This is a genomic window from Alteromonas sp. V450 (assembly GCF_001885075.1).
Taxonomy (GTDB): domain Bacteria; phylum Pseudomonadota; class Gammaproteobacteria; order Enterobacterales; family Alteromonadaceae; genus Alteromonas.
In genome coordinates this window covers 1,384,777-1,404,816 of sequence record NZ_MODU01000004.1, presented here as the reverse complement: position 1 = coordinate 1,404,816, position 20,040 = coordinate 1,384,777, and the positions used below count along the sequence as shown (strand labels likewise).

Here is a 20,040-nt window from a genome sequence, read left to right as displayed (position 1 = left end):
TAAAGCAAAGGAAAATAATGAATAACAATCAACATTCTGTATCGTCATTTTTTGATAATTTGTTTGGCATCGAGGCGATCGACAAATTTGTCGCAAAAGAATTCGGCTTTGTTGACGAGCTAGATCAAGAAGAAAGGCTTATCTGGGCTGGGGTCTTAGCGTATTTGTCGTATATGCAGCGCAATGGTCACAGCTGTATCTATCTTAAAGACATAGCGGGTACGACGCTTTTTAAAGAACCAATAGCGGAAAAAGAGGCGGCCTTGACGGCCGAAACAAATGAGCATAGCAGCAACGGGGCGGCCGCTGCTTCACTGGCGCTGGTTGAACAAACCGAGCAGGAAAAAACGCCCAAAGCAGGTGTTGACGTGCCACAACTAACGCCGTTACTTAGAATTGTAAAAAGCGCGCTGAGTAACGAGCAGGTGGCTCAACTGTTTGTCTATAGCAACGGCAAGCTGTACAGCCGTCGCTACTATGAATTTGAGCAAGAAGTGGCCCGCAATGTTGTAAAACGAGCAGCGCTTACGCCGTTAAGTGATGAAGCTAGCGAAAAAGTAAAGCAACTTTGGCCCGCAATCTTTCCTACTGAAACAACCGATCAGCAAGATTGGCAGCAAATTGCGGTGGCGAAAAGCCTGATGCAGCGCTTTTGCGTTATAAACGGTGGGCCAGGTACAGGTAAAACCTATACCGTATTGCGTTTATTACTGGCGCTACAGGCTTGTGATGAAAACTTAAAAATTGTGCTGGCAGCGCCTACAGGTAAAGCGCAACAGCGTATGACGGAGTCTATCATGAACAGCATAGACGGACTTCGCGGCAAGTTGGACGACGCAGTGCTTAACAACGTGCCTACCGATGCTGTGACGCTACATAGATTACTAGGATTGCGCGAGCACGGTGTATCGACTAAGTTCAATCAGCACAACCAATTGGCAGCAGATGTACTCATTGTCGATGAAGCAAGTATGGTCGACTTAGCGCTAATGACACGTATAGTACGAGCATTGCCAGACCATGCACGGCTCTATTTTATCGGTGATGCCGACCAGCTTCCAGCAGTTGAGCTAGGCAACGTGTTAGAGCAGCTAGTTAGTACCGAGACAGCAAGTTTTGACGACAACGAGAATGTGCCAAATGGCACAAATAGCTTAAACAGCAATGACAACGCGTTTTCTTTAGGTGGCGTGCCATCGTTAATGCGTCAGCACATTGCTACGCTGTGCCCGCATTTGCCTCTGTTACCTGTTGATGAGCAGGCAAAAAGCTATGTAGCAACACTGCAAGCACCACAGCGCTTTAAGGGACAGGTGGCTAAAGTTGCAACGGCCATACAGCGAGGTGATGCAAGCGGCGCACTTACCGCTATTAGCGACAAAGCAACCGACAATGATAAAACTGCTGGCCCTAATTCAAATATCGATTCAACTCTTGTTTCAAATACTTCATCACGGCTGCAATCTGGCGTTCACATATGGCCAGAGCACCAGGTTAGCGGCCGTGATTTACACCAGTTGGCCAAAGAAAGCTTCCTGCCTATTTTTGATGCCGGTAGTGCCGAAGAGGCGCTTAATCGCCTGAATGTTGTTAGGTGGCTAACCCCGGTCCGCCAAGGCGGAATGGGCGTAGAAGGCCTGAATAATTTGGTGTTCGATGCTATCAAGCACAAGATCAGAAAGCGGGAAGGGCATTTCTATCAAGGTCAGCCCATTATGATTGTAAAAAATCATCATCCTCAACGACTATCAAACGGTGAGGTTGGTGTAATCTGGCCTGACAGCAAGGGAAAACTATATGCGTGGTTTTATCAAGATTCAGGTCAAAAAGCTTCGGGAAACGTTGGAGACATTGCTGACAAGACGCTAGCGCAAAAACAAGCGTTGCGCAGCATATCGCTATCAAGAGTACCGCAGTTTGAAACTGTGTATGCCATGACCATACATAAATCTCAAGGCTCTGAGTTTAACCATGTCGTACTTATTTTACCTAAGCCTGATAGCGAGAAAGCCGCCAATTTATTTCATCGAGGCCTAGTGTACACAGGGTTAACCCGTGCCAAAGACGGCTGCTTAATCATCTCTGACAACGCAACATTTAGTCATATGGTTCAGCGGGTGGATAAGCGTTATTCCGGGCTTTCTGAGGCAATAAGCTTGCAACTAGAGAGCACATCAAACGCCACCACAGAAGTCGAATAAAAGAAAATGTACTCTAACCCCAAAAATTTTGGGGTCAGAGTACATTTCTGTGTGGTTATTTCACTGGCGTAAAAAGGCACAGGCCACGTTTATTAATATCAATAGGGGTTTTGCTGATCAGATAAATGCGGGTGGGGGCAGTGACACGCAAAATTCCGCCTTCAGCATTTAAAAACTGTGAAGGCAAAAGTACAGACGTGTCTTCACTTTCTGAATTGTCGGTCTCGGCTTTCACTGCAAAGTGTGACAAACCGCAGTGATCTAGCCAACCTAATATATTATCGGGCGTTGCCACAAAATTATCGTGCTTCAATACGCTGCTATGTAGCGTAATATTCGCACCGAAAACGGGCTTGTTCTCTATCGCCATTTGCGTGTTAGGCTTTAAATGCAGACGGTATAGTCCGTGTGCTTCAGGCACAATGTCATCATTCGCATCTGTACTATTTACCAACGTAAGCATACAAAGTTTCACAGGTTAGTTTTGATGGTTTCATTGTGGTGGACTTACGGCTAGCCTGCGTTGATGTGGATCAACTGCACTCGGGTTTACGCCTTTTGTATAAACAATTAGGCGTCTTGCGCAACAAGCATCTCGCCAAGGCACTTAATAGCTTCGGTGCGCGCAGCCTGCGTGCTATCTATGAAATTAAAACGCAGGCAATGTCGATACTTCCCCGTTGCCGAAAATAGCTGCCCCGGCGCGACATAAATGCCTAATTGCTTGGCTTCGTCAGCCAGCTTCACGGAGTCATACCGGCTGTGTAGTTCTACCCAAAGCACATAGCCGCCTTGAGGGTAGCTAATACAGGTGTCGGCGGGGAAGTAACGCTTAATGTCTGCACGTAGAGCGTCTCGTGCACTAAGGTAATGGTGACGCATTGCCCGAATATGTTTGTCATAACCGCCTTGCTCAATGAAACTGGCTATAGCTAATTGAGGTAGAGTCGGGCACATAGAGCTACTCACGTATTTAACGTGGAGCACTTTATTTCTATAGCTTCCCGGCGCTATCCAACCCACACGAAAGCCTGGCGCTAGTGTTTTCGAAAACGAGGAACACAGCAAAACGCGTCCATCTTTATCGAACGATTTAATGGTTTTGGGACGAGGGTAGGCATAGGCAATATCGCCGTAAATATCATCTTCAATAATGGCTACGTCGTATTCTCTGGCCAATTCATATAACGCTTTCTTTTTCGCCTCAGGCATAACGAATCCTTGAGGGTTATTTACCGTTGGGGCAACTAAAATGGCCTTGATCGGCCATTGGTCAAGCGCTAGCTTTAATGCCTCTAAACTCAGTCCTGTTTCAGAGTCGGTGGGGATCTCTAACGCTTTTAATTCAGCGCCCTTGATAGCTTGCATAGCACCGTAGAACCCTGGGGATTCTACCGCTATCACATCGCCGGCGCTCGCCACCGCGCGAAGGCACACAGATAAGGCTTCCTGGCAGCCAGAAGTGACAATGAATTCATCGCTTTGTAACACACAGCCAGATGCTGCGGCCAATCGGCTTAGCTGTTTTCGCAGCGTTTCATCACCTTTTACGTCACCGTATATCATGCCGTCCAAGGCTCGATGTTTGGTGAGTTCATGCAGGCGTTTTATAAGCGGTTTAAGGGTTTTGGCAGTCATGTTGGGCATGGCATGCTGAAACTGACACAGGGTTTTAGCGTCATGATCTTTATTGAAGGTATTTAGCAAGGTGTCTAGCACATCTTCCCATTGAGACACATCCATAGGGCGTTGCGGAGGCTTCGTCATGCTAGGGGTGTTATCTATTAATATACTACGGGCAACAAAATAACCTGATTTAGGTTTTGCCTCTATTAGTTGCTGCGCCTCTAACACTCGATATGCTTCCTGCACGGTAGCTATACTTACTTTATGCTCCGTTGACAGCTGCCTAACCGAAGGTAACTTGTTTCCCACCTCAAAAACACCACGCTCGATTTGGGCTTTAAGTTCATTGGCTAATGTTTCGTAAAGCGTCATCGCAATATTTATTCTTATGAAGTCATCTGCATACAGATAACTATATCTTAATTAACAGGAGCTTTTAACCATACAGATTGGTGAAATAACTACCATACAGACGTTACCATGACTAAACTGTATGGCTGTTTTTAAGCGTGTTTGGGTATGATGCATACAGAAATATGATTGTATTGTGTTGGTGAAAAACAAGCGTTTGGTTAACCGAGCCTTTTTTTAAAGAAACGCATTGGTCACCTCAACATATAAGGACTGTCATGGAAACATCTCTACTCATCGCACTTGCGACATTCGCATTCATCAGTACGGTAACGCCTGGCCCAAATAATATGATGCTATTGGCTTCTGGGGCACAATACGGTTATAAACGTTCGCTGCCGCACATGCTGGGTATTGTAATTGGTGTTGCAGGTTTAATGATAAGCACACTGCTGGGCATGGGTGCGCTGTTCAACACATTTCCCGTACTGTACAGTGTGCTAAAAGTACTTGGCGTGGGATACCTGTTATGGTTAGCATTTAAAATTGCCACTGGCCCCGTAGATGAGCCAGTAGACCCGGTAGAAAATAAAATTAACTCGACCAAACGCCAAGGGCCGCTCAAGTGGTGGGAAGGGGCATTATTTCAGTTAATTAACCCTAAAGCATGGATGATGGCGTTAGCCAGTGTAGGCACGTTTTCACTGCCTGGCGAGCACTACACCCAATCAGGTGTCGCGATTGTTATCGCTTTTGCCGTAATTGGTTTCCCAAGCATCTCGCTGTGGGCGGCGGTAGGCGCAAAAATACGCGTGTGGTTGAGTTCGCCAATTCGAAGACGGCAGTTTAACCTGACAATGGGCGCGGCCACAGCAGCCACGTTATTTTTGATAGTGTAGCGACTATATTAACTCGACATTGGCCTTTTAGGAACAAACCGCTAGGCTGGTGAATTTAACAAACTGATAAAAGGAGCACGTAAAATGGAATGGGGCGACGTCTTTATTCAATACTTAAGCGCCTATGAACAAAAGGACCTCGAGCGTGTCTCCGATATGTTTGCCGATAACATTTCATTAAGGGACTGGAAAATCTCTGTGAAAGGTAAACGGTTAGCCGTTGATGAAACACGTAAGAACTTTGAGAACGCTGATTCGATAGAAATAGATGTGCTGTCTACTATGGCAAACGAGAACATGGTGTGTGGTGAGCTTAAAATTGTAGTGGATAAGTCTGAAACACTGTTTGTTGTTGATGTTTTAACATTTAATGAAAACGGCAAAATCACCGCTATTCACGCTTATCTAGGACGCGACGATTAAATCTAGCGCAAACAATATAAATACAAGGAGCAGGCCTTCATGGAATTGAACCAAGTTACGTTACCCGTTACCAACATGGTCGAAGCGGTGGAGTTTTATCTTACCCTGGGATTCACTCAAATTGTAGATACACCACATTATGCCAGATTCACGTGTCCTCAAGGCTCGTCTACGTTTTCGCTGTCATTAGAGGACGAAAGTACTCGAAATCACAGTGTGATTTATTTTGAACACGAGGCGCTAGATGAGCTGTATACCTCTCTTGTGGAAAAAGGTATTCGTTTTGAGCAGCCGCCAATGCAGCAGCGCTACCTTTGGAAAGAGGCCATTTTGAGCGATCCATCTGGCAACAAAATAAAGCTGTACTGGGCAGGAGAGAATAGAGTGAACCCGCCTTGGAAAGTGGAAATAAAGCAGTAGCCATTTGGATAAACTTCAAGAAAAACCGAGAATACCAGTGACAGAACCCCAAATAAGTGTGCACTTTCGCTTAACAGCGTTAGATGCCATGCAAGCGTACACGCTAAAACGAGAAATAGAAGGCGCTTATTTTATTAAGCGTGAAGAATGTGTAGATAAAAAAGGCCCAGATGCGTTCATTGGTATGGTGCCGTTAAAAGAAAGCCTGTTTGACGAACTCAACGACTACGTTATTCGCCAGCAAATTCAATATGATGACTGCGATATTTATGTTGAATCAAAAACTGCTAACGGTGATATTGCTGTACCAAAGGTGGTAAATAAATTGCTCAAATACATCGACTGCAAGCTGACCTTCGCTTTTGCGAATTAGTTTCAATTTAGGTGCGCTACTTAAGCGTGAACCGCCAAGGCAAGGTTGTGTCATCCCGTGGACCTTGCTTACCAGTTTGATCGTCTTTTGCGTAGTCTATGCCAATGCGAGGCGAACTAGTAATGTATTCACTGGCAATGGTATGGCCACTTTCCTCAACCCAAATCAACGTGTTATTCACTACAGGCTCACCATTAAGCGCAGGTGTTATCGCAAGAGCTTGTGTCAGCTTAGCCGGACCGTCACATAGATTACGCAATGATGTGTTCACGCCGCGACGTTCACGCATTTTGTCGACACCTTCTGTTGGCTTAATTTTTCGGATCAAAACTGAATCAGTGTGGTCAGCGTCATTTGTAACAATATTCAACATACTGTGAGAACCATAAATGGTGTAGATGTAAGCAACGCCGCCTTGCTTTTTAAGTGTTGTTATCGAAGAAGGGCGCCGCAACAGGTGTTTCTCCATGGCAAGATCATGATGACCACGGTAGGCTTCCGTTTCTGTTATCATTCCCCCGGTTAGTACGCCGTCGACATTACTAAACAGGTAGTTACCAATGAGCGACTTCGCTATATTGACGACATCGCTATCGGTGAAAAAAGAACGCTGCATTTTTGGTTTAGGTTTATTAATAAACAGATTAAGACGACTTCGTAATTTCGCTGTGAGATTTAAGCACTTTGCTACCGTCGTCCTGTTCAATGAGATAGGCAGGGTCGCTGTCGCTTGCCTCTCGTTTTACTGATGAGCCTTTAATTGTGCGTTCCACGTCGCTAGTAAATTTTTCTCTGATATTGCCCGTGGCACTGCCGTTACCCCATTCCCATTCCACTTCGGTGTTCACCGCGTAGTGTTTCATCGTTACTCCTTGTGGCGTTATTTAAACAATGTACTGAACAGTTAAACGATACGGGCAAGGTATGAGTTCACAAAGCAGAATAATAAGAAGGGAAAGTAAGCGTGAAACCCTAGGGCCTGTTGACCTTTGTTGTACATTTTTGCAGCGGTCTGTGTGCCATCTAGACAAGGCGAATGTTTGACGGTTTAGTGGTTCTAAATCGAGAACATTCAACGCAGTATAGATGGCACAAAGGCGCTGCCCGAAGGGGTCGTTATGAAAGCCTTTTACTCTTTGTCACAGTCCTTTAACTTAGCCCGCTAGGCTTGCAGGACTGTTTCGCGATTAAAAGGCTTCCATTTAGACCAAAATTCGTACACCAAAGGTCAACAGGCCCTAGGAAAGGGTTTCAATGTGTTTTTCTTTTGGTGCTTGTTTTTGCGTAGTGGAACTACCCGCGGTTGCAATAACAACCAATGCCACTGCAAACCATTGTGAAAGCGTAAGGCTTTCATCAATAATGATAAATGCCGCTATGGCTGCAACAGCAGGCTCAACACTCATCATAATACTGAAAGTTTGCTTTGGCATGTTGCGCATAGCGCTCATCTCTAATGTATAGGGAATTGCCGATGAAAAAATGCCAACAGCGCAGCCTATTAGAATGACATCCAAAGAGAGTAAAGCACCACCTTGGCTAACTGCGCCAATGGGAACTACACAAATCGCTGCCACTAGCATGCCTAGTGTTACCGATATACCGCCAGAACCTTCGCTGCCTGTTTTGTTTCCAAATACAATATAACCGGCCCAAAACGCGCCAGCTATAAGTGCTAGAATAACGCCGACCGGATCTAAGCTATCAGCCGAAGCGCCGCCAATATCGGGAAGCAGCATACAAACGCCTGCAACAGCTAAAATAGCCCACGCAAAATCTCGTTTTTTTCGGGCACTAAAAAATGCCACGGCCAATGGCCCTGTGAATTCAAGCGCGACACCTATGCCAAGGGGAATGCGCTCAATCGCAAGATAAAAGATGATATTCATTGCGCCCAAGCAAGCGCCGTAGAATATAACGTTACGCCACCCTTTTGCACTCAAACGTGCTTGCCAGGGCCTAAAAATTATCGTTAACACTAATGCGGCGAAAAATGCACGTAGTGCGCTGGTACCTTCAGGGCCGACAATTGGAAAGAGTTGTTTTGCAAATGATGCACCAGATTGAATGGTTATCATCGCTAAGAGCACTGCGACGATAGCGAGTAAAAAACGTTGATTCACAATGTATTACTACTTTGTTACGCCAAAACTAAATTATATTTGTTCTTGAAATGAAATGCGCGTTGAAAACGAAAAATCTACAATAGATACGTGTTATCACCGTGTATTTTTTTGAACATAAGGTGCCAAATAATAGTTAGGTGTGTACTATGGCTTGGGGCAAGCCATCAATTTTTTCAACGGTTAATGGAAATAAGAATATGGAAGTTAAATACCTCTCTTCACCGATAGAAATTCAAGGCTTTTCGGTGGTGACAAATAACCACACTGAATTCTCACCACAGGGCAAGATCCCCGCGCTTTGGCAAAGATTTGACACTGCGATACCTGTTGATTACAAAGCCGGCGAGCGTGTATATGGCGTGTATTTCAACTACGAATCCGATCATACCGGTGACTTTACAGTACTAGCAGGGTTTAATGGTAAGTCAGTGCCCGAACGCATAGCAGTAGAGCACATCACCATTCCTTCAGGCAAATATCTTGTTTTCTCTAAATATGGTGATATGCCGCAGATAGCTATCGATGCGTGGCAAGATATTTGGCGCTATTTTTCGCAAGAAAATACAGAGTACGAACGGGCATTTACCGTAGACTTCGAGCACTACGTGAATGGTAATCATATTGATGTATACATGGCGATAAAGTAGCGCTTTGAATAAGGGGTAACGCGCAAATAGCGTAAAAGCGCGATGAGAGAAAGCATTGTTTTTGTTTTTTTTACTCTATACTAGAACATAAACAAAAAGGTGAGTTAATGTACTGCGCTACGTAACCCATGTATTTTTAAGCGCTCAGTGCTCAGTGCTCAGTGCTCGTGTTTTAAGTCACTATTAACGGTTGAAGTTTCCTACTTAAGGAAAGCAATTGTATATTCTTACTCAATTACATATCGACATCGCTCGAAATGCGACGGATGATTTTAACCTATTTCACGACCCCATGCGGTGGCAGCAAATTCCTGGTAATCCGTTCCAAGGTACAATAGCGCTTGGTTTTCAACTCGGCCTGTTCGTAGAAACACAGATAAAACAAGGTGCGTCTGCGATAAAGCCAAGGCGGTATTCAGTTTATGAGTTTAACTTTGTGAACCCTGCGAAAGAAGGGGACGAACTAAACTTAACGCTTAAAGCTGCACGCGTTTCTACAACTCCAATGGGGGAGCAAGAATCACAACGCTTGATATTAAAAGCATCGGGAAAACCAAGTTTAATGGGCTTCTATCGACAGTCAGACTATTTGTCTGTGTCGTCAAAACTCCTAAAGTGTAATAAAGACCAGATTTCAAAGATGGCGGACCGTACATTATTAGATGAGAACATGTTCTTAAAGCGAAAATGGATGATTGTGGGCAATGCTAAAAATTACCTGTTGAGCGCTTTTGCCGACCAAAGGCAGTACGTTGATGAGTTTGCGAATAAGGTTTGCTTCCCGCAGTTTTATCCGCTTTCTTTGATGTCGTCAGCGATGTTAGAAAGAGCGAAAGCCATAGGCTATGACTTGATAAGCAATGCAATGATCTACGTTTCGCAAAAAATGTGTATCGATAACCAGCAGTTAGCTCAACTCAAAAGCAATGACTGTTTAAACATATTGGTGGCGGCTGTTGAAGATGATTCAAGCCATCTCACCTGTGCTGGATGGGCAAACAGTGAATCTCCGCTTTTCTGTGCAGAGGTTCAGCTTATGCCACTATCAGATATTCTTTAAAAAAGCCGGCGCTGCGTCGCCGGCCTTTACTTTTGTCTATATAAGACGAATCTTACATTTTGTATGCTACGTTCACATAACCAAAACGGCCGATGTTGTCATACGCACCGTCGGTTGACCCGGTACCCGTAGTACCAAGTGGTAGAACACGGTTAAACAGGTTATCAATACCTACGGTTAGGCTCACACCGTTTGCGAAGTTATAGCCGGCGGTAACATCGGTTACTGCATATGAAGGCAGTTCCATGCGATCACTCGGGTTAGGGTTACGAGCTAAATCTTGATTATCATAAAGGCTTGCGCGCTCAATGTAGCGAGTTTTCCAACTTGCTTCCCAGTCGTCACGGCTGTAGTTAACGGTAAATACACCTTGCCAATCAGATTCACCAGCGGTGCCGGCATTTTGATAAAACAGCGCTGGGTTGTCCTGGAATGGAAACTCTTTACGATCTTTAAGGTATGTTGCAATTAGGCTTGTGCGGAATGCACCCTCTATTGCGTCAAAGTCGTAACCTAGTTCGAAATCTATACCTTTAGCTTCTTGCCCTGCGATGTTGAGCGCATAGCTGCGAATTTGCGTGATTTCGCCTGTTTCTGAATCACGATCGACAAGTTCACAGTATGGGTTATTAACACCTGTTTCAGAGTCAACGCAACGGTCCAGAATAGTTTGTCCATCGATGTTGGTGATGGCATCTGTAAGCTCAATTTCCCAGTAGTCTACGGTAGCGGTGAAACCTTCAAACCAGCTTGGTGTATATACAAAACCTACGGTTTTAGAGATAGATTGTTCCGCTTGAAGGTCGATGTTCCCACCGTTAACGCCTTCCAACGTTGCTGAGTCATACTCAGAGTTAAAATTGGCGGGTACGCCTAACGCAGCGCAATTTGCAATACGCTGGTCAGCGTTGGCAAGGTCATCAAGGTTGTCTGTACGGCATGGGTCGTCAACGTTGAAAAAAGTCTGGCTGGCTTCACCGTATAGTTCGCTAATATTTGGCGCACGTAGAGCAGACGATTTTGTTGCCCTTATGCGTAAATCTTCAAAAACTTGCCAATCAAGGCCAAGCTTCCAGCTTTTTGCGTTGCCAATAGAAGAGTAGTTGGCGATACGCGCGGCTGTGTCAAACGTAAGCATATCAATACCAGGAAGACCTTCAAGGAGTGGGATGGTGACTTCGGTAAACACCTCAGAAACGTCATATTCGCCTTTATCTTCGCCTAGCGCATTAAAAAAGGTACCCGCGGCGTTATCTGGCTCATTAATTTCGCTTTTCTCTTTGCGGTATTCCACACCAGCAGCAAAGCCTACATAGCCTGCTGGCAACTCATAAATACCTGAGTTTGCTATCGTAGCACCTGCATTATACTGCTCAATCTTGCTGGTTCCCACCGAGGTGGTGTTCACATAGTTAATGGCGTCTTGTGACGGCTGTCCAAAGCCCATTATGTTAAGCGGTACACAGCCATCATCGCTACCTGATGCGCAAACGATATTGCCGTTGTCATCTTTAATCGCGTCGAGTGCATTATAAAAGTTTTGTAGAATAAGGTTGTTGCGATTGGCTCGTTCTAACTCTGTCTTACCATAATTTACAAACGCTTCGTAATTCCACTCATCGCCGATGTACCCTTCGATCCCTAGCACGTATCGATATGTTTCACGTTCATCCGCTTCTGTACGACGTCCTAGGTCGGTCATCATACGGTTTAGCTGAATGCTATCTAGGTCGTTAGCTTCCATATACTGAACAACGCTTTCGTCTAAAAAAGCGTTATTACGAGAAATGGTAGTTTCATCGCTGTAGAAGAAAAATGCCGGCTGCGCCATTGATATAGCGCGGGTACGGGCGTATTTAGCCTGTGCGTAAATAGTCGTATCGTCGTTAAGCTCATAGTGACCCTTAACGTTCAGGTTTGTGCGGTCAAATTCTGGCTGCAATTGGGTAAACTGGCGAAGATTGAAAAAGTCACAGTTTGCACAGAACGCACCATCAACTTGATCACCAATGTATATATCGCGTATTGAGCCGTCTGCATTAAACGTTTTGGTTCCATCACCAAATACACCCGCGTTGTTTAATACAAAGTAGCCTGCATTAGGCGTGAAGAAATTATCAGGAAATGCAGTTGAATTGAGCTGGTCTTCACTACGTTCGTACCCCATTATGCTTTCAAAGCTCATGTTGCTGTACGATGTCGCCGTCCAAGGATTGTCAAGCGCATCTAGCGATTCTTGTGAACTATGTTCAGCAGCAAAAGCAATATTCCCGCGATCGTTATCAAAGTTAAAGCCATAAGATGCTTGGTACTTACTGTTTTTGTAACCATTCTCTTGGGCAAAGCCGTGTGACGCGCTAATGTCAAACCCTTCAATGTTCTTTTTAAGAATAAAGTTAACCACACCGGTAACCGCGTCGGCACCGTACACGGCAGATGCTCCGCCAGTGACAATTTCGACGCGTTCAATCCAAGAAGTAGGGATGGTATTTGTGTCAACTGCCGCTGTACCGGCCGATGATGATACATGGCGTTTTCCATCAACGAGTACGAGAGTCCGGTCTGTACCCATACCGCGAAGATCTAATATGTTCAGCCCTGCAGTTCCAATGAACTGACCTGAGTTACTCAGTGAGAACGTGTTAGCAAGTGATGGTAGTTCGTTGAGCACTTCACCAATGTTCATCGCTCCAGTGTTAAGAAGTGACTCACCAGAAATAGCGGTAACAGGTGAGGGAGCAATTGCGCCCTGACGAGAAATGCGTGAACCAGTGACCTGAATTTTTTCAACATCGGCGCTCTCGGCAGTAGAATCTTGTGCTAGTGCGTAGCCAGAACTGAGCGCGACACTTCCTGCCAATGCTAATCGAACAGCGGTTGCAATGTTTTTCATTGATAGTTCCTAATAAATTGAATTTTATTTTCTTGTTGTTTAATAAGGTCGAGATTTAAGGCAAACCTTATTTTGGTTAATTTTTGAGCTTACTTATACTTTTGTCTAAAGGGGGCGCGCATTCTAATGAGCGAGAATACGCAAAATCAATTTTTTGCGATGAACTAAAGACCGCTTTTTGGGGATTTACAGAGTGTTAGCATAAATTTAAATAGTAGCTTTTATTTATATGCTTAAACCGGCGGTCAAAAAAAATCCAAATACTGTTTTTTTAAAGGCGTGATGGTTGAAATTTGAATGATTAGAATGATTTATGTGCAGATTTATTTTGCGATTTTTTATTAGAATTCTATTATTTAAAAGGTTTAGAATAAATTATGAGCGCTTTGAATGTTGTTTTGTAAATTGCCGCAATAATTTGGCTTTCTATCGTCACAATTAAGATGTTAATTAAGTTGTTACCAGTTTGTTAAGTTGTCTTTTTCTTTTAAATTCTCGGAATGCTTGTTGTAGTGCGTAATCTATTCAATAGTTAGTTACAAATTAACGATGATTTTACTTTAACTAGCAAATAATTAAATACGACGACTCATCAGATCGGAGAAATTACAATAGTTGTAAGGGATACTGTGAATGTTGACGCAACAAGCCTGTAAGTACAGGCTTTATTTTATAATGGTAGGCCGATGTGGGCTTTATCAAAAGTGTAGCTAGGCAGTGTGCTTGAGTGCTAATTCATGCCTGACTATTTCTGCGCCTGCACAGAGAGCTTCCAGTTTTTGGCGAGCGATATCTCGAGAAAGTGGCGCCATACCACAGTTTGTGCAAGGAAAAAGCTTATCTGCCTCTACATACTTTAACGCTTCACGTAACGTCGCTGCGACTTCTTCTGGTGTCTCGATGCTGGCACTTGCAACATCAATTGCCCCCACCATGACTTTTTTGCCTTTAAGAAGCGAAATAAGTTCGATGGGCACATGAGAGTTGTGACACTCAAGCGAAACCATATCAATGTTAGATTTTGCTAGTTTCGGAAAGCTCTCTTCATATTGTCGCCACTCTGAGCCCAAGGTTTTCTTCCAATCTGTATTGGCTTTAATGCCATACCCGTAGCAAATGTGAACAGCAGTTTCACATTTCAACCCTTCAATAGCTCGCTCTAATGCTGCTATTCCCCATTCGTTTACTTCATCAAAAAACACGTTAAATGAGGGTTCATCAAATTGAATAATGTCAACGCCTGCAGCCTCTAGTTCTTTCGCTTCTTGGTTTAAAATTTTTGCAAATTCCCACGCGAGTTTTTCACGGCTTTTATAGTGGTCGTCGTACAGGGTATCAACCATTGTCATGGGGCCCGGTAGTGCCCACTTAATAGGCTGGTCGGTTTGGCTTCTTAAGAACTTTGCGTCGTCAACAAATACTGATTTAGGTCGCGTAACCGCCTGGGTTACAACGGGAACGCTTGCATCGTAACGATTGCGAATTCGTACGGTCTTACGGTTTACGAAATCTACACCGTTAAGGTGCTCAATAAATGTTGTTACAAAGTGCTGACGGGTTTGCTCACCGTCGCACACGATATCAATGCCTGACATCGTTTGTTCCTGAAGCGTGACGCGCAGTGCGTCTTTTTTGCCCTCTTCAAGCGCTTCGCCTTCTAGCTTCCACGGCGACCATAGGGTTTCAGGCTGCGCAAGCCACGACGGTTTTGGTAGGCTGCCTGCAATAGAGGTGGGAAGTAATTTTTTCATGTGATTCGTATTCTTTAAGTCAAAAATTTTTAGGGACGCCTGCGGGGCAAGACGTGGATTGCAATGACAACGAGCAATTTACTAACAATCTGTTTCAGAGGATTCATCTGGCATAACTTGCTGTAAAGCGCTCCAGCTTATGTTGATAAGGCTTAATAAAGTTCTCTTCGGTAAACTTGCCTTGCTCGACGGCGAGATGACTGCGTTCGTCTCGGTCGTACACGATGGGCGTTACCGAATGATCGGTATTTTGCAAATTCGGTTTATAGCTTGAACCTGCACGAGCATTAGCGTTATAGATTTCAGGGCGATAGATTTTCTGAAACGTTTCCATCGTTGCGATAGTGCTTATAAGCTCTAAATTTGTGTAGTCGTTCAGTAAGTCACCAAAGAAGTAAAACGCGAAAGGCGCGGCACTGTTAGGCGGCATAAAATAACGAACGTTTAAGCCCATCTTTTTGAAATACTGCTCGGTCAACGACGACTCGTTAGGTTGATACTCAACGCCTAAAACAGGGTGCTGGTTTTCGGTTCTGCGATAGGTTTTGTTATCAGAGACACTTAAGCAAATAACAGGGAGTTTTGAGAAATGCGCTTTATAAGCTTCTGAGTTAACGAAATACTGGAACAATTTACCGTGTAGATCGCCAAAATCGTTGGGTACGCTGAACGAAGATTGGCCACGATTATGATTCAAAAGGCGAATGCTAAAATCATAATCTCGAACATAAGACGAGAAGTTGTTACCCACAATACCTTGGGTACGCTTTCCTGTTCGTTTATCGATAATATTCGTTTGTAAAATCTCGATTGTAGGAAAGGTATTGCCGTTACCTTCTACATCAATATCAACCGAGACTATTTCTAGTTCTACGGTATAGCGATCGCCACGTTCGTTGTCCCAGCTAGCTAACGCATTGAACCGATTGTTAATCATGCTTAACGCATCACGTAAGTTCTCTTTTCGGCGCTCGCCTCGCGCTAAATTAGCAAAATTAGTGGTAATTCGCGTGTTATCTGAAGGGCGATAATCTTCATTAAACTGAACGCTGTTAATAGTAAAAGAGAAATCTGGGTTCACGTTGTTGTTCATGAGAGTGCGCTTCTATTCCTAAAATTAAACCGAGTACTGTGCATGCTGTACAAGCCATGAATAATTTATACGCGGTTTTATATATGAATAAAAATGACTTAATTTCATTTTTTTATGAATTTGTCTCATGTTTTGGTTTGGCGAGAGGATCACTTTGTTTGCTCGTGCCAGCGTCGAGCACTAATCATAATTAGGTCGCAGACCGGATCTTTCAGCTGTGAATATAAGTCTCTATCGTCAGGAATTTGAGTGGCGAGGGTTTGCTTGAAGATCGCGTAAGCCTTTGCGGTATCGTCATCAATGCTAAGATAATCTCTGAACAAAAGCGCATACTTAAAGTTTTTTGCGTCTATTTTTCGAATATGAATATTTGCTTTGAACGACCATTGTTCTGTGACCCCTTGCAGGTATATTTTACGCCAGTCCGCACGGCATGATTCATTAGGCGGTAAATGGTCTTGACTCATGTAAGCGTTAGGCAAGTTTAATTTACTTATTCGCTGATTTATCGTGTTGCAAATTGCAGGAGATATTTCTCTAACCCCAATCTGAATATCGATACGATCTTTCGCTGGCATGTCAGGAATAGAAGTAGAGCCAATGTGGTCAATACAAACGCAAATATCGCTTAGCGTAGATAATAGGCAGCGTTTAGCAATTTCAAACTGCTCATGCCACGCTTTTTTATAGGGAACAATTTCAATTTTATCTCTCTCTCGGTGTTTCACAGTGCAACCTTGATGCGTTAGTTGAAAAACTCGGCTCGTTTTTCATTTAGAAACAAGAAGGTAGCAAATTGTAACAACTTAAACCATGGCGCTCGTTTATTGATCAAATTTGTTCTAGTAAGGTGCGATAACCCAGAGCGGTTTGTGACGCAATTGCACATAACGAATTTCGCAGATGGAAGTGAATGAGAAAAAGGAATTGATATGAGTGTTGAAATTAGGTTTAGAACGTTTTTAATGCGCACAATGCGTCAAATAGTCTATTGGTTGTTACAGCCTGTTTTAATAGCCGCTTCTCTTTACTTAGCACATACTAACGCCTCCCTTGATACGCATGTTTTATTTATCACAGCAGCATTTTGTATTATCACGCTCTTTGAAATTGCTATTCCGGCGCGCCCAGATTGGCGAAAAAGTGCGGGTGAAACTGCTGCACTTTTGGTATTTGTGATCCTTGCGGGGACAGCATATGCGATGATAGAAACGCTTTATGAAAGATCACTTTTTAAATGGATGGCAAGTTTAAATGAAGCGTGGCATTTAGATATTTGGCCTTCTCAATGGCCTGTTGTCGCGCAGGTATTGCTTGTCTTTGTAGCGTTTGAATTTGTTAACTATTGGTACCACAGAGCGGCGCATCGTTGGAAATGGCTATGGAGACTTTCAGGTCACAGTTCGCATCATGCATTTAAGAAATTAAGTGGTCTCAATGCAGTGGCTAATCACCCAATCGAAGCCTTTTTTCTTATTCTACCAAGAGCTATTGTTGGCTTTCTATTCGGTGGGGAAGCAGTTGGAGCTGCATTTGTTTCACTTGCGTCAGTAACCGCGTTATTAGCGCACAGCAATATAAACCTTAACTCAGCGGTGGTTGGCTGGTTCTTTACTACCAATCGCTACCATATCCATCACCACTCCCAAGTTATAAATGAGAGTAACACTAACTATGGCTGCGTGTGCATTGTTTGGGATAGGCTATTTGGCACATTTAAGGACGCTGACACTAAAGAAACGGGCATTGGCGATGTTCAGCCTGGTTATAAAGCGCTTATTCTTATGCCCTTTAAACGTCAATAAAGCGCTAGCAAAGCCGCAGCAAAAGGTAAGTGCTAGGCGGCTTTGAAACTCACGTTTTATAACGCATACTAAAAAACTAAAACTGGCTTTCCTTGACCATTTTTAGCCAAATTGGGTTAGAGAACGCTTTTCTTCCCTGACTATCTTCTACTTCAATGGCAACCCAACCAGATATCAATGGAACAGGGAGTGTTACGGTTTGTTGCTTGCCAGCTAAGTCCCGTTGTTCGATGATACTGACGCCGTCTTGCGTATCAGCGTCTTTTTTACTGAATGTATTGCCGATGAGCTTGATGTTTTTAAGGCCATTTACCGCGATAACATCTAATGTAATAGAATAAGGATGTTGCGTTGCTAGCTTCAGTGTCTCGCCGAACATGAAGTTTTTCGGGTACATAATTGGCCCAAACGATACGTAAGCGTTTCCCCTTTTTAATGCATTGGCATAGTGCTTTGCACTTGGTTTATCGATGGTATAGGCAAACATTCTATTTAAGCCGCTTGTTTCGTTCAGTACGTCGTGGGTGTCTGATCCAGCAGTAAGGTAATAGGGCAGACCTTCAGACCAAAGCGCGTAAGCTTTGTTTAATGTTGGCTCGTTGGACACAACCGCGTTGATTTCTAGTAGGTCAATAGTGGGATTAAAACCACCTGGCGCCGTATTTTTGTGTAAGCTGCTGAAGTATCCATAGGGAATAAAAGGGTGATTGGATGCAATGACCGTTGCGCCCATACGGCGGGCATCTTCTATTATGCTGTAAATATCATCTTTGCCAGGATCTACTGATAGCGAGGCACCTTCATCAATAGGAAATGCATTGAAGTGCCCCCACGAAGGGGAAATCTCGATAGAAGGAATAAACGGCACGGCTCTTTCATCAGCAAGTGCTTGTACCGCTAGGTTGTTTTTCGTTGAGTCGTGATCGCTAACGAACAGAACATCTAAGCCTGAAGCAAGTTGCGAGCGAACAAGATATTCAGGTGAGGTAGAGCCTTCAAGTACATCTGCGTGGTGATGTAAATCTGCGGAATACCAGCCCTTACGCGTAGGGTAGGTCATCACATCAATAGTGGTATTCAGCCTTGTAGTTTTTCGCGCCGAAACTTTAGCAGATAGCAATCGAGCGGGAGCGTTAAATCCGTCTCCATACGACACTTTAAATTGGTAATCGCCAGGTGCTAGAGCAAATTCTGCATTTCCTTTATTGTCCAAATCAGTAAAAAATGAAGGCGCTCCCAAGTATTGAATAAGCGGCTGATTGCCTTTTGCGATATTAATCTTAGCGTCTAGTGCAGATTGATTGCTCGCATCTGTTACTTGGATCTTGACTGTTCCTGGTGCTTCTAGTTCATTGAAGAACAAAGATGTGGTTTTGTTCTTTACAATATTTACAGCATGTTGGGGACTGTCGGAAAATTGCTTTCCTGTAGCGTACACTTGGTATTCACCCACGGGTAAATCAAACTTATAACGCCCTTCTTTTGCCAGCGCCCACATATAAGGAACGTTATCTTTTTGCACTACAACTGCAGCCGATGTAACGGGTTCGCCTGAAACTGAAGACACAGTGCCACTGATTGTGCCTTTTTGCATATTCTCTCGGGCTATTTCGGCTGCCATGACGGGCGCTAGGTCGCCGCTATTAAGCACTTGATAGGCGCCAGAAAAGGTGATGCTCTGGTTGCTTTTAAGATTGTGTTTCGCATAAAGGTCGCGAGATTGGTTATGCGCTTCTGTCATGTAAGGCGCATGCAGCGCAATGGCCCAGTTTTCATCGTAGCCGACGAAGCGATCAGACATCCATCTGACGTTTGCCGGATCGGCGCCTTTGCCATTTTCGTTGTGTTGTTTTGCTGTGGTTGCGAATTTGGGCACGCCAAATTTAAACCCTGAATCGGGCCATAAAGTATAGCCTGAGGTCAAAGATACGGTGCGTTCTCCTAGGTTGGTCATCGTTGTTGAGACCTGGATCAAGTCTGAATTTGAAGAAAGCGTGTATTGGGTACTTATTGTAATGTCAGAGAAATCTCGCGTTATCTTAACTATCGCTTCATCTTTAGTGTCTTTAAGTATGTCGACGTTCTGAAAAGTGTTAGGCCAGCTTGACCACGCGTTAGGAATGAAGTCGGCAAAAGCGACTCGGTCGTTACTTAATGAGCCGTCTGGCAATACATTAGCGATATCGACAATACAGCCTGGAGCAACGCCCCATGGTGGGGCAGAACCCACGGCGATAGAAAAAGCCAACTTATCATTTTTTATCGTTAAGTCGTTTGGCGCACTTGCATTTCCGTGTGGAATACTCGTTTTGCCTTTTTCAATACTTACAGAGGCAAAGGATACGGAGGCCATGAGAGTGCTTGAAAGAAGC

Annotated in this window: 18 protein-coding genes; 8 read left to right on the top strand and 10 right to left on the bottom strand. The window is 44.1% G+C overall.

Translation table 11 applies throughout. The features are described from left to right. The first annotated feature begins 17 nt into the window (after nt 1–17). Entirely contained in the window at nt 18–2,201 is a 2,184-nt protein-coding gene (recD, locus tag BK026_RS06190; protein WP_071815049.1) for an exodeoxyribonuclease V subunit alpha, read from the top strand. Between the two features lie 55 nt (nt 2,202–2,256). Here the strand turns inward: recD and BK026_RS06185 are convergent, their stop codons facing one another. Continuing rightward, on the bottom strand, nt 2,257–2,664 hold the full coding sequence (locus tag BK026_RS06185) for a hypothetical protein (RefSeq protein ID WP_071815048.1): 408 nt from the start codon (nt 2,662–2,664) through the stop codon (nt 2,257–2,259). A 107-nt stretch (nt 2,665–2,771) separates the two neighbouring features. Continuing rightward, the gene (locus BK026_RS06180) at nt 2,772–4,199 is read right to left on the bottom strand and encodes a PLP-dependent aminotransferase family protein (protein ID WP_071815047.1); all 1,428 of its coding nucleotides are present in this window, start codon (nt 4,197–4,199) and stop codon (nt 2,772–2,774) included. Nucleotides 4,200–4,456: 257 nt separating this feature from the next. Here BK026_RS06180 and BK026_RS06175 point away from each other — a divergent pair, with 257 nt between their 5' ends. The 4 genes from BK026_RS06175 (at nt 4,457) to BK026_RS19415 (ending at nt 6,293) form a co-directional block, all read left to right on the top strand. After that, the gene (locus BK026_RS06175; RefSeq protein WP_071815046.1) at nt 4,457–5,077 is read left to right on the top strand and encodes a LysE family translocator; all 621 of its coding nucleotides are present in this window, start codon (nt 4,457–4,459) and stop codon (nt 5,075–5,077) included. Between the two features lie 84 nt (nt 5,078–5,161). Next, a complete protein-coding gene (locus BK026_RS06170; protein WP_071815045.1) occupies nt 5,162–5,500 on the top strand; it encodes a nuclear transport factor 2 family protein in 339 nt (112 codons plus the stop codon). Between the two features lie 39 nt (nt 5,501–5,539). Then, the gene (locus BK026_RS06165; protein WP_071815044.1) at nt 5,540–5,920 is read left to right on the top strand and encodes a VOC family protein; all 381 of its coding nucleotides are present in this window, start codon (nt 5,540–5,542) and stop codon (nt 5,918–5,920) included. A 37-nt stretch (nt 5,921–5,957) separates the two neighbouring features. Next, entirely contained in the window at nt 5,958–6,293 is a 336-nt protein-coding gene (locus tag BK026_RS19415) for a hypothetical protein (protein WP_083575152.1), read from the top strand. Nucleotides 6,294–6,309: 16 nt separating this feature from the next. On the opposite strand, the gene BK026_RS06155 is transcribed toward BK026_RS19415, so the two are convergent. The 3 genes from BK026_RS06155 to BK026_RS06145 form a co-directional block, all read right to left on the bottom strand. Further along, nucleotides 6,310–6,909, bottom strand: a complete 600-nt coding sequence (locus BK026_RS06155) for a DNA-3-methyladenine glycosylase (RefSeq protein WP_071815043.1) — start codon at nt 6,907–6,909, stop codon at nt 6,310–6,312. A gap of 28 nt (nt 6,910–6,937) precedes the next feature. Next, on the bottom strand, nt 6,938–7,156 hold the full coding sequence (locus tag BK026_RS06150; RefSeq protein ID WP_071815042.1) for a DUF2945 domain-containing protein: 219 nt from the start codon (nt 7,154–7,156) through the stop codon (nt 6,938–6,940). 375 nt (nt 7,157–7,531) lie between these two features. Then, nucleotides 7,532–8,416, bottom strand: a complete 885-nt coding sequence (locus BK026_RS06145; protein WP_083575031.1) for a DMT family transporter — start codon at nt 8,414–8,416, stop codon at nt 7,532–7,534. A 149-nt stretch (nt 8,417–8,565) separates the two neighbouring features. Here BK026_RS06145 and BK026_RS06140 point away from each other — a divergent pair, with 149 nt between their 5' ends. Together BK026_RS06140 and BK026_RS06135 are read left to right on the top strand one after the other, a co-directional pair. Next, entirely contained in the window at nt 8,566–9,066 is a 501-nt protein-coding gene (locus BK026_RS06140; protein WP_256253695.1) for a GyrI-like domain-containing protein, read from the top strand. A gap of 217 nt (nt 9,067–9,283) precedes the next feature. Next, nucleotides 9,284–10,126: a hypothetical protein gene (locus tag BK026_RS06135; RefSeq protein WP_071815040.1), complete on the top strand. Its 843-nt coding sequence runs from the start codon at nt 9,284–9,286 to the stop codon at nt 10,124–10,126. 52 nt (nt 10,127–10,178) lie between these two features. Here the strand turns inward: BK026_RS06135 and BK026_RS06130 are convergent, their stop codons facing one another. From BK026_RS06130 to BK026_RS06115, 4 genes are all read right to left on the bottom strand, one after another. Continuing rightward, nucleotides 10,179–13,019: a TonB-dependent siderophore receptor gene (locus BK026_RS06130; RefSeq protein WP_071815039.1), complete on the bottom strand. Its 2,841-nt coding sequence runs from the start codon at nt 13,017–13,019 to the stop codon at nt 10,179–10,181. Between the two features lie 710 nt (nt 13,020–13,729). Continuing rightward, complete coding sequence (locus tag BK026_RS06125; RefSeq protein WP_071815038.1) at nt 13,730–14,770, bottom strand: methionine synthase; 1,041 nt, start codon at nt 14,768–14,770, stop codon at nt 13,730–13,732. Between the two features lie 103 nt (nt 14,771–14,873). Beyond that, nucleotides 14,874–15,851, bottom strand: coding sequence for a DUF1852 domain-containing protein (locus BK026_RS06120; RefSeq protein ID WP_071817520.1), 978 nt, complete (start codon nt 15,849–15,851; stop codon nt 14,874–14,876). Nucleotides 15,852–16,012: 161 nt separating this feature from the next. After that, entirely contained in the window at nt 16,013–16,591 is a 579-nt protein-coding gene (locus BK026_RS06115; RefSeq protein WP_071815037.1) for a GrpB family protein, read from the bottom strand. Nucleotides 16,592–16,795: 204 nt separating this feature from the next. On the opposite strand from BK026_RS06115, the gene BK026_RS06110 reads away from it, so the two are divergent. Beyond that, nucleotides 16,796–17,668 (top strand): sterol desaturase family protein, encoded by an 873-nt coding sequence (locus BK026_RS06110; protein WP_071815036.1) that lies wholly within the window; start codon nt 16,796–16,798, stop codon nt 17,666–17,668. Between the two features lie 76 nt (nt 17,669–17,744). On the opposite strand, the gene BK026_RS06105 is transcribed toward BK026_RS06110, so the two are convergent. Next, on the bottom strand, nt 17,745–20,021 hold the full coding sequence (locus BK026_RS06105) for a CehA/McbA family metallohydrolase (RefSeq protein ID WP_083575151.1): 2,277 nt from the start codon (nt 20,019–20,021) through the stop codon (nt 17,745–17,747). Between the last annotated feature and the right edge of the window lie 19 nt (nt 20,022–20,040).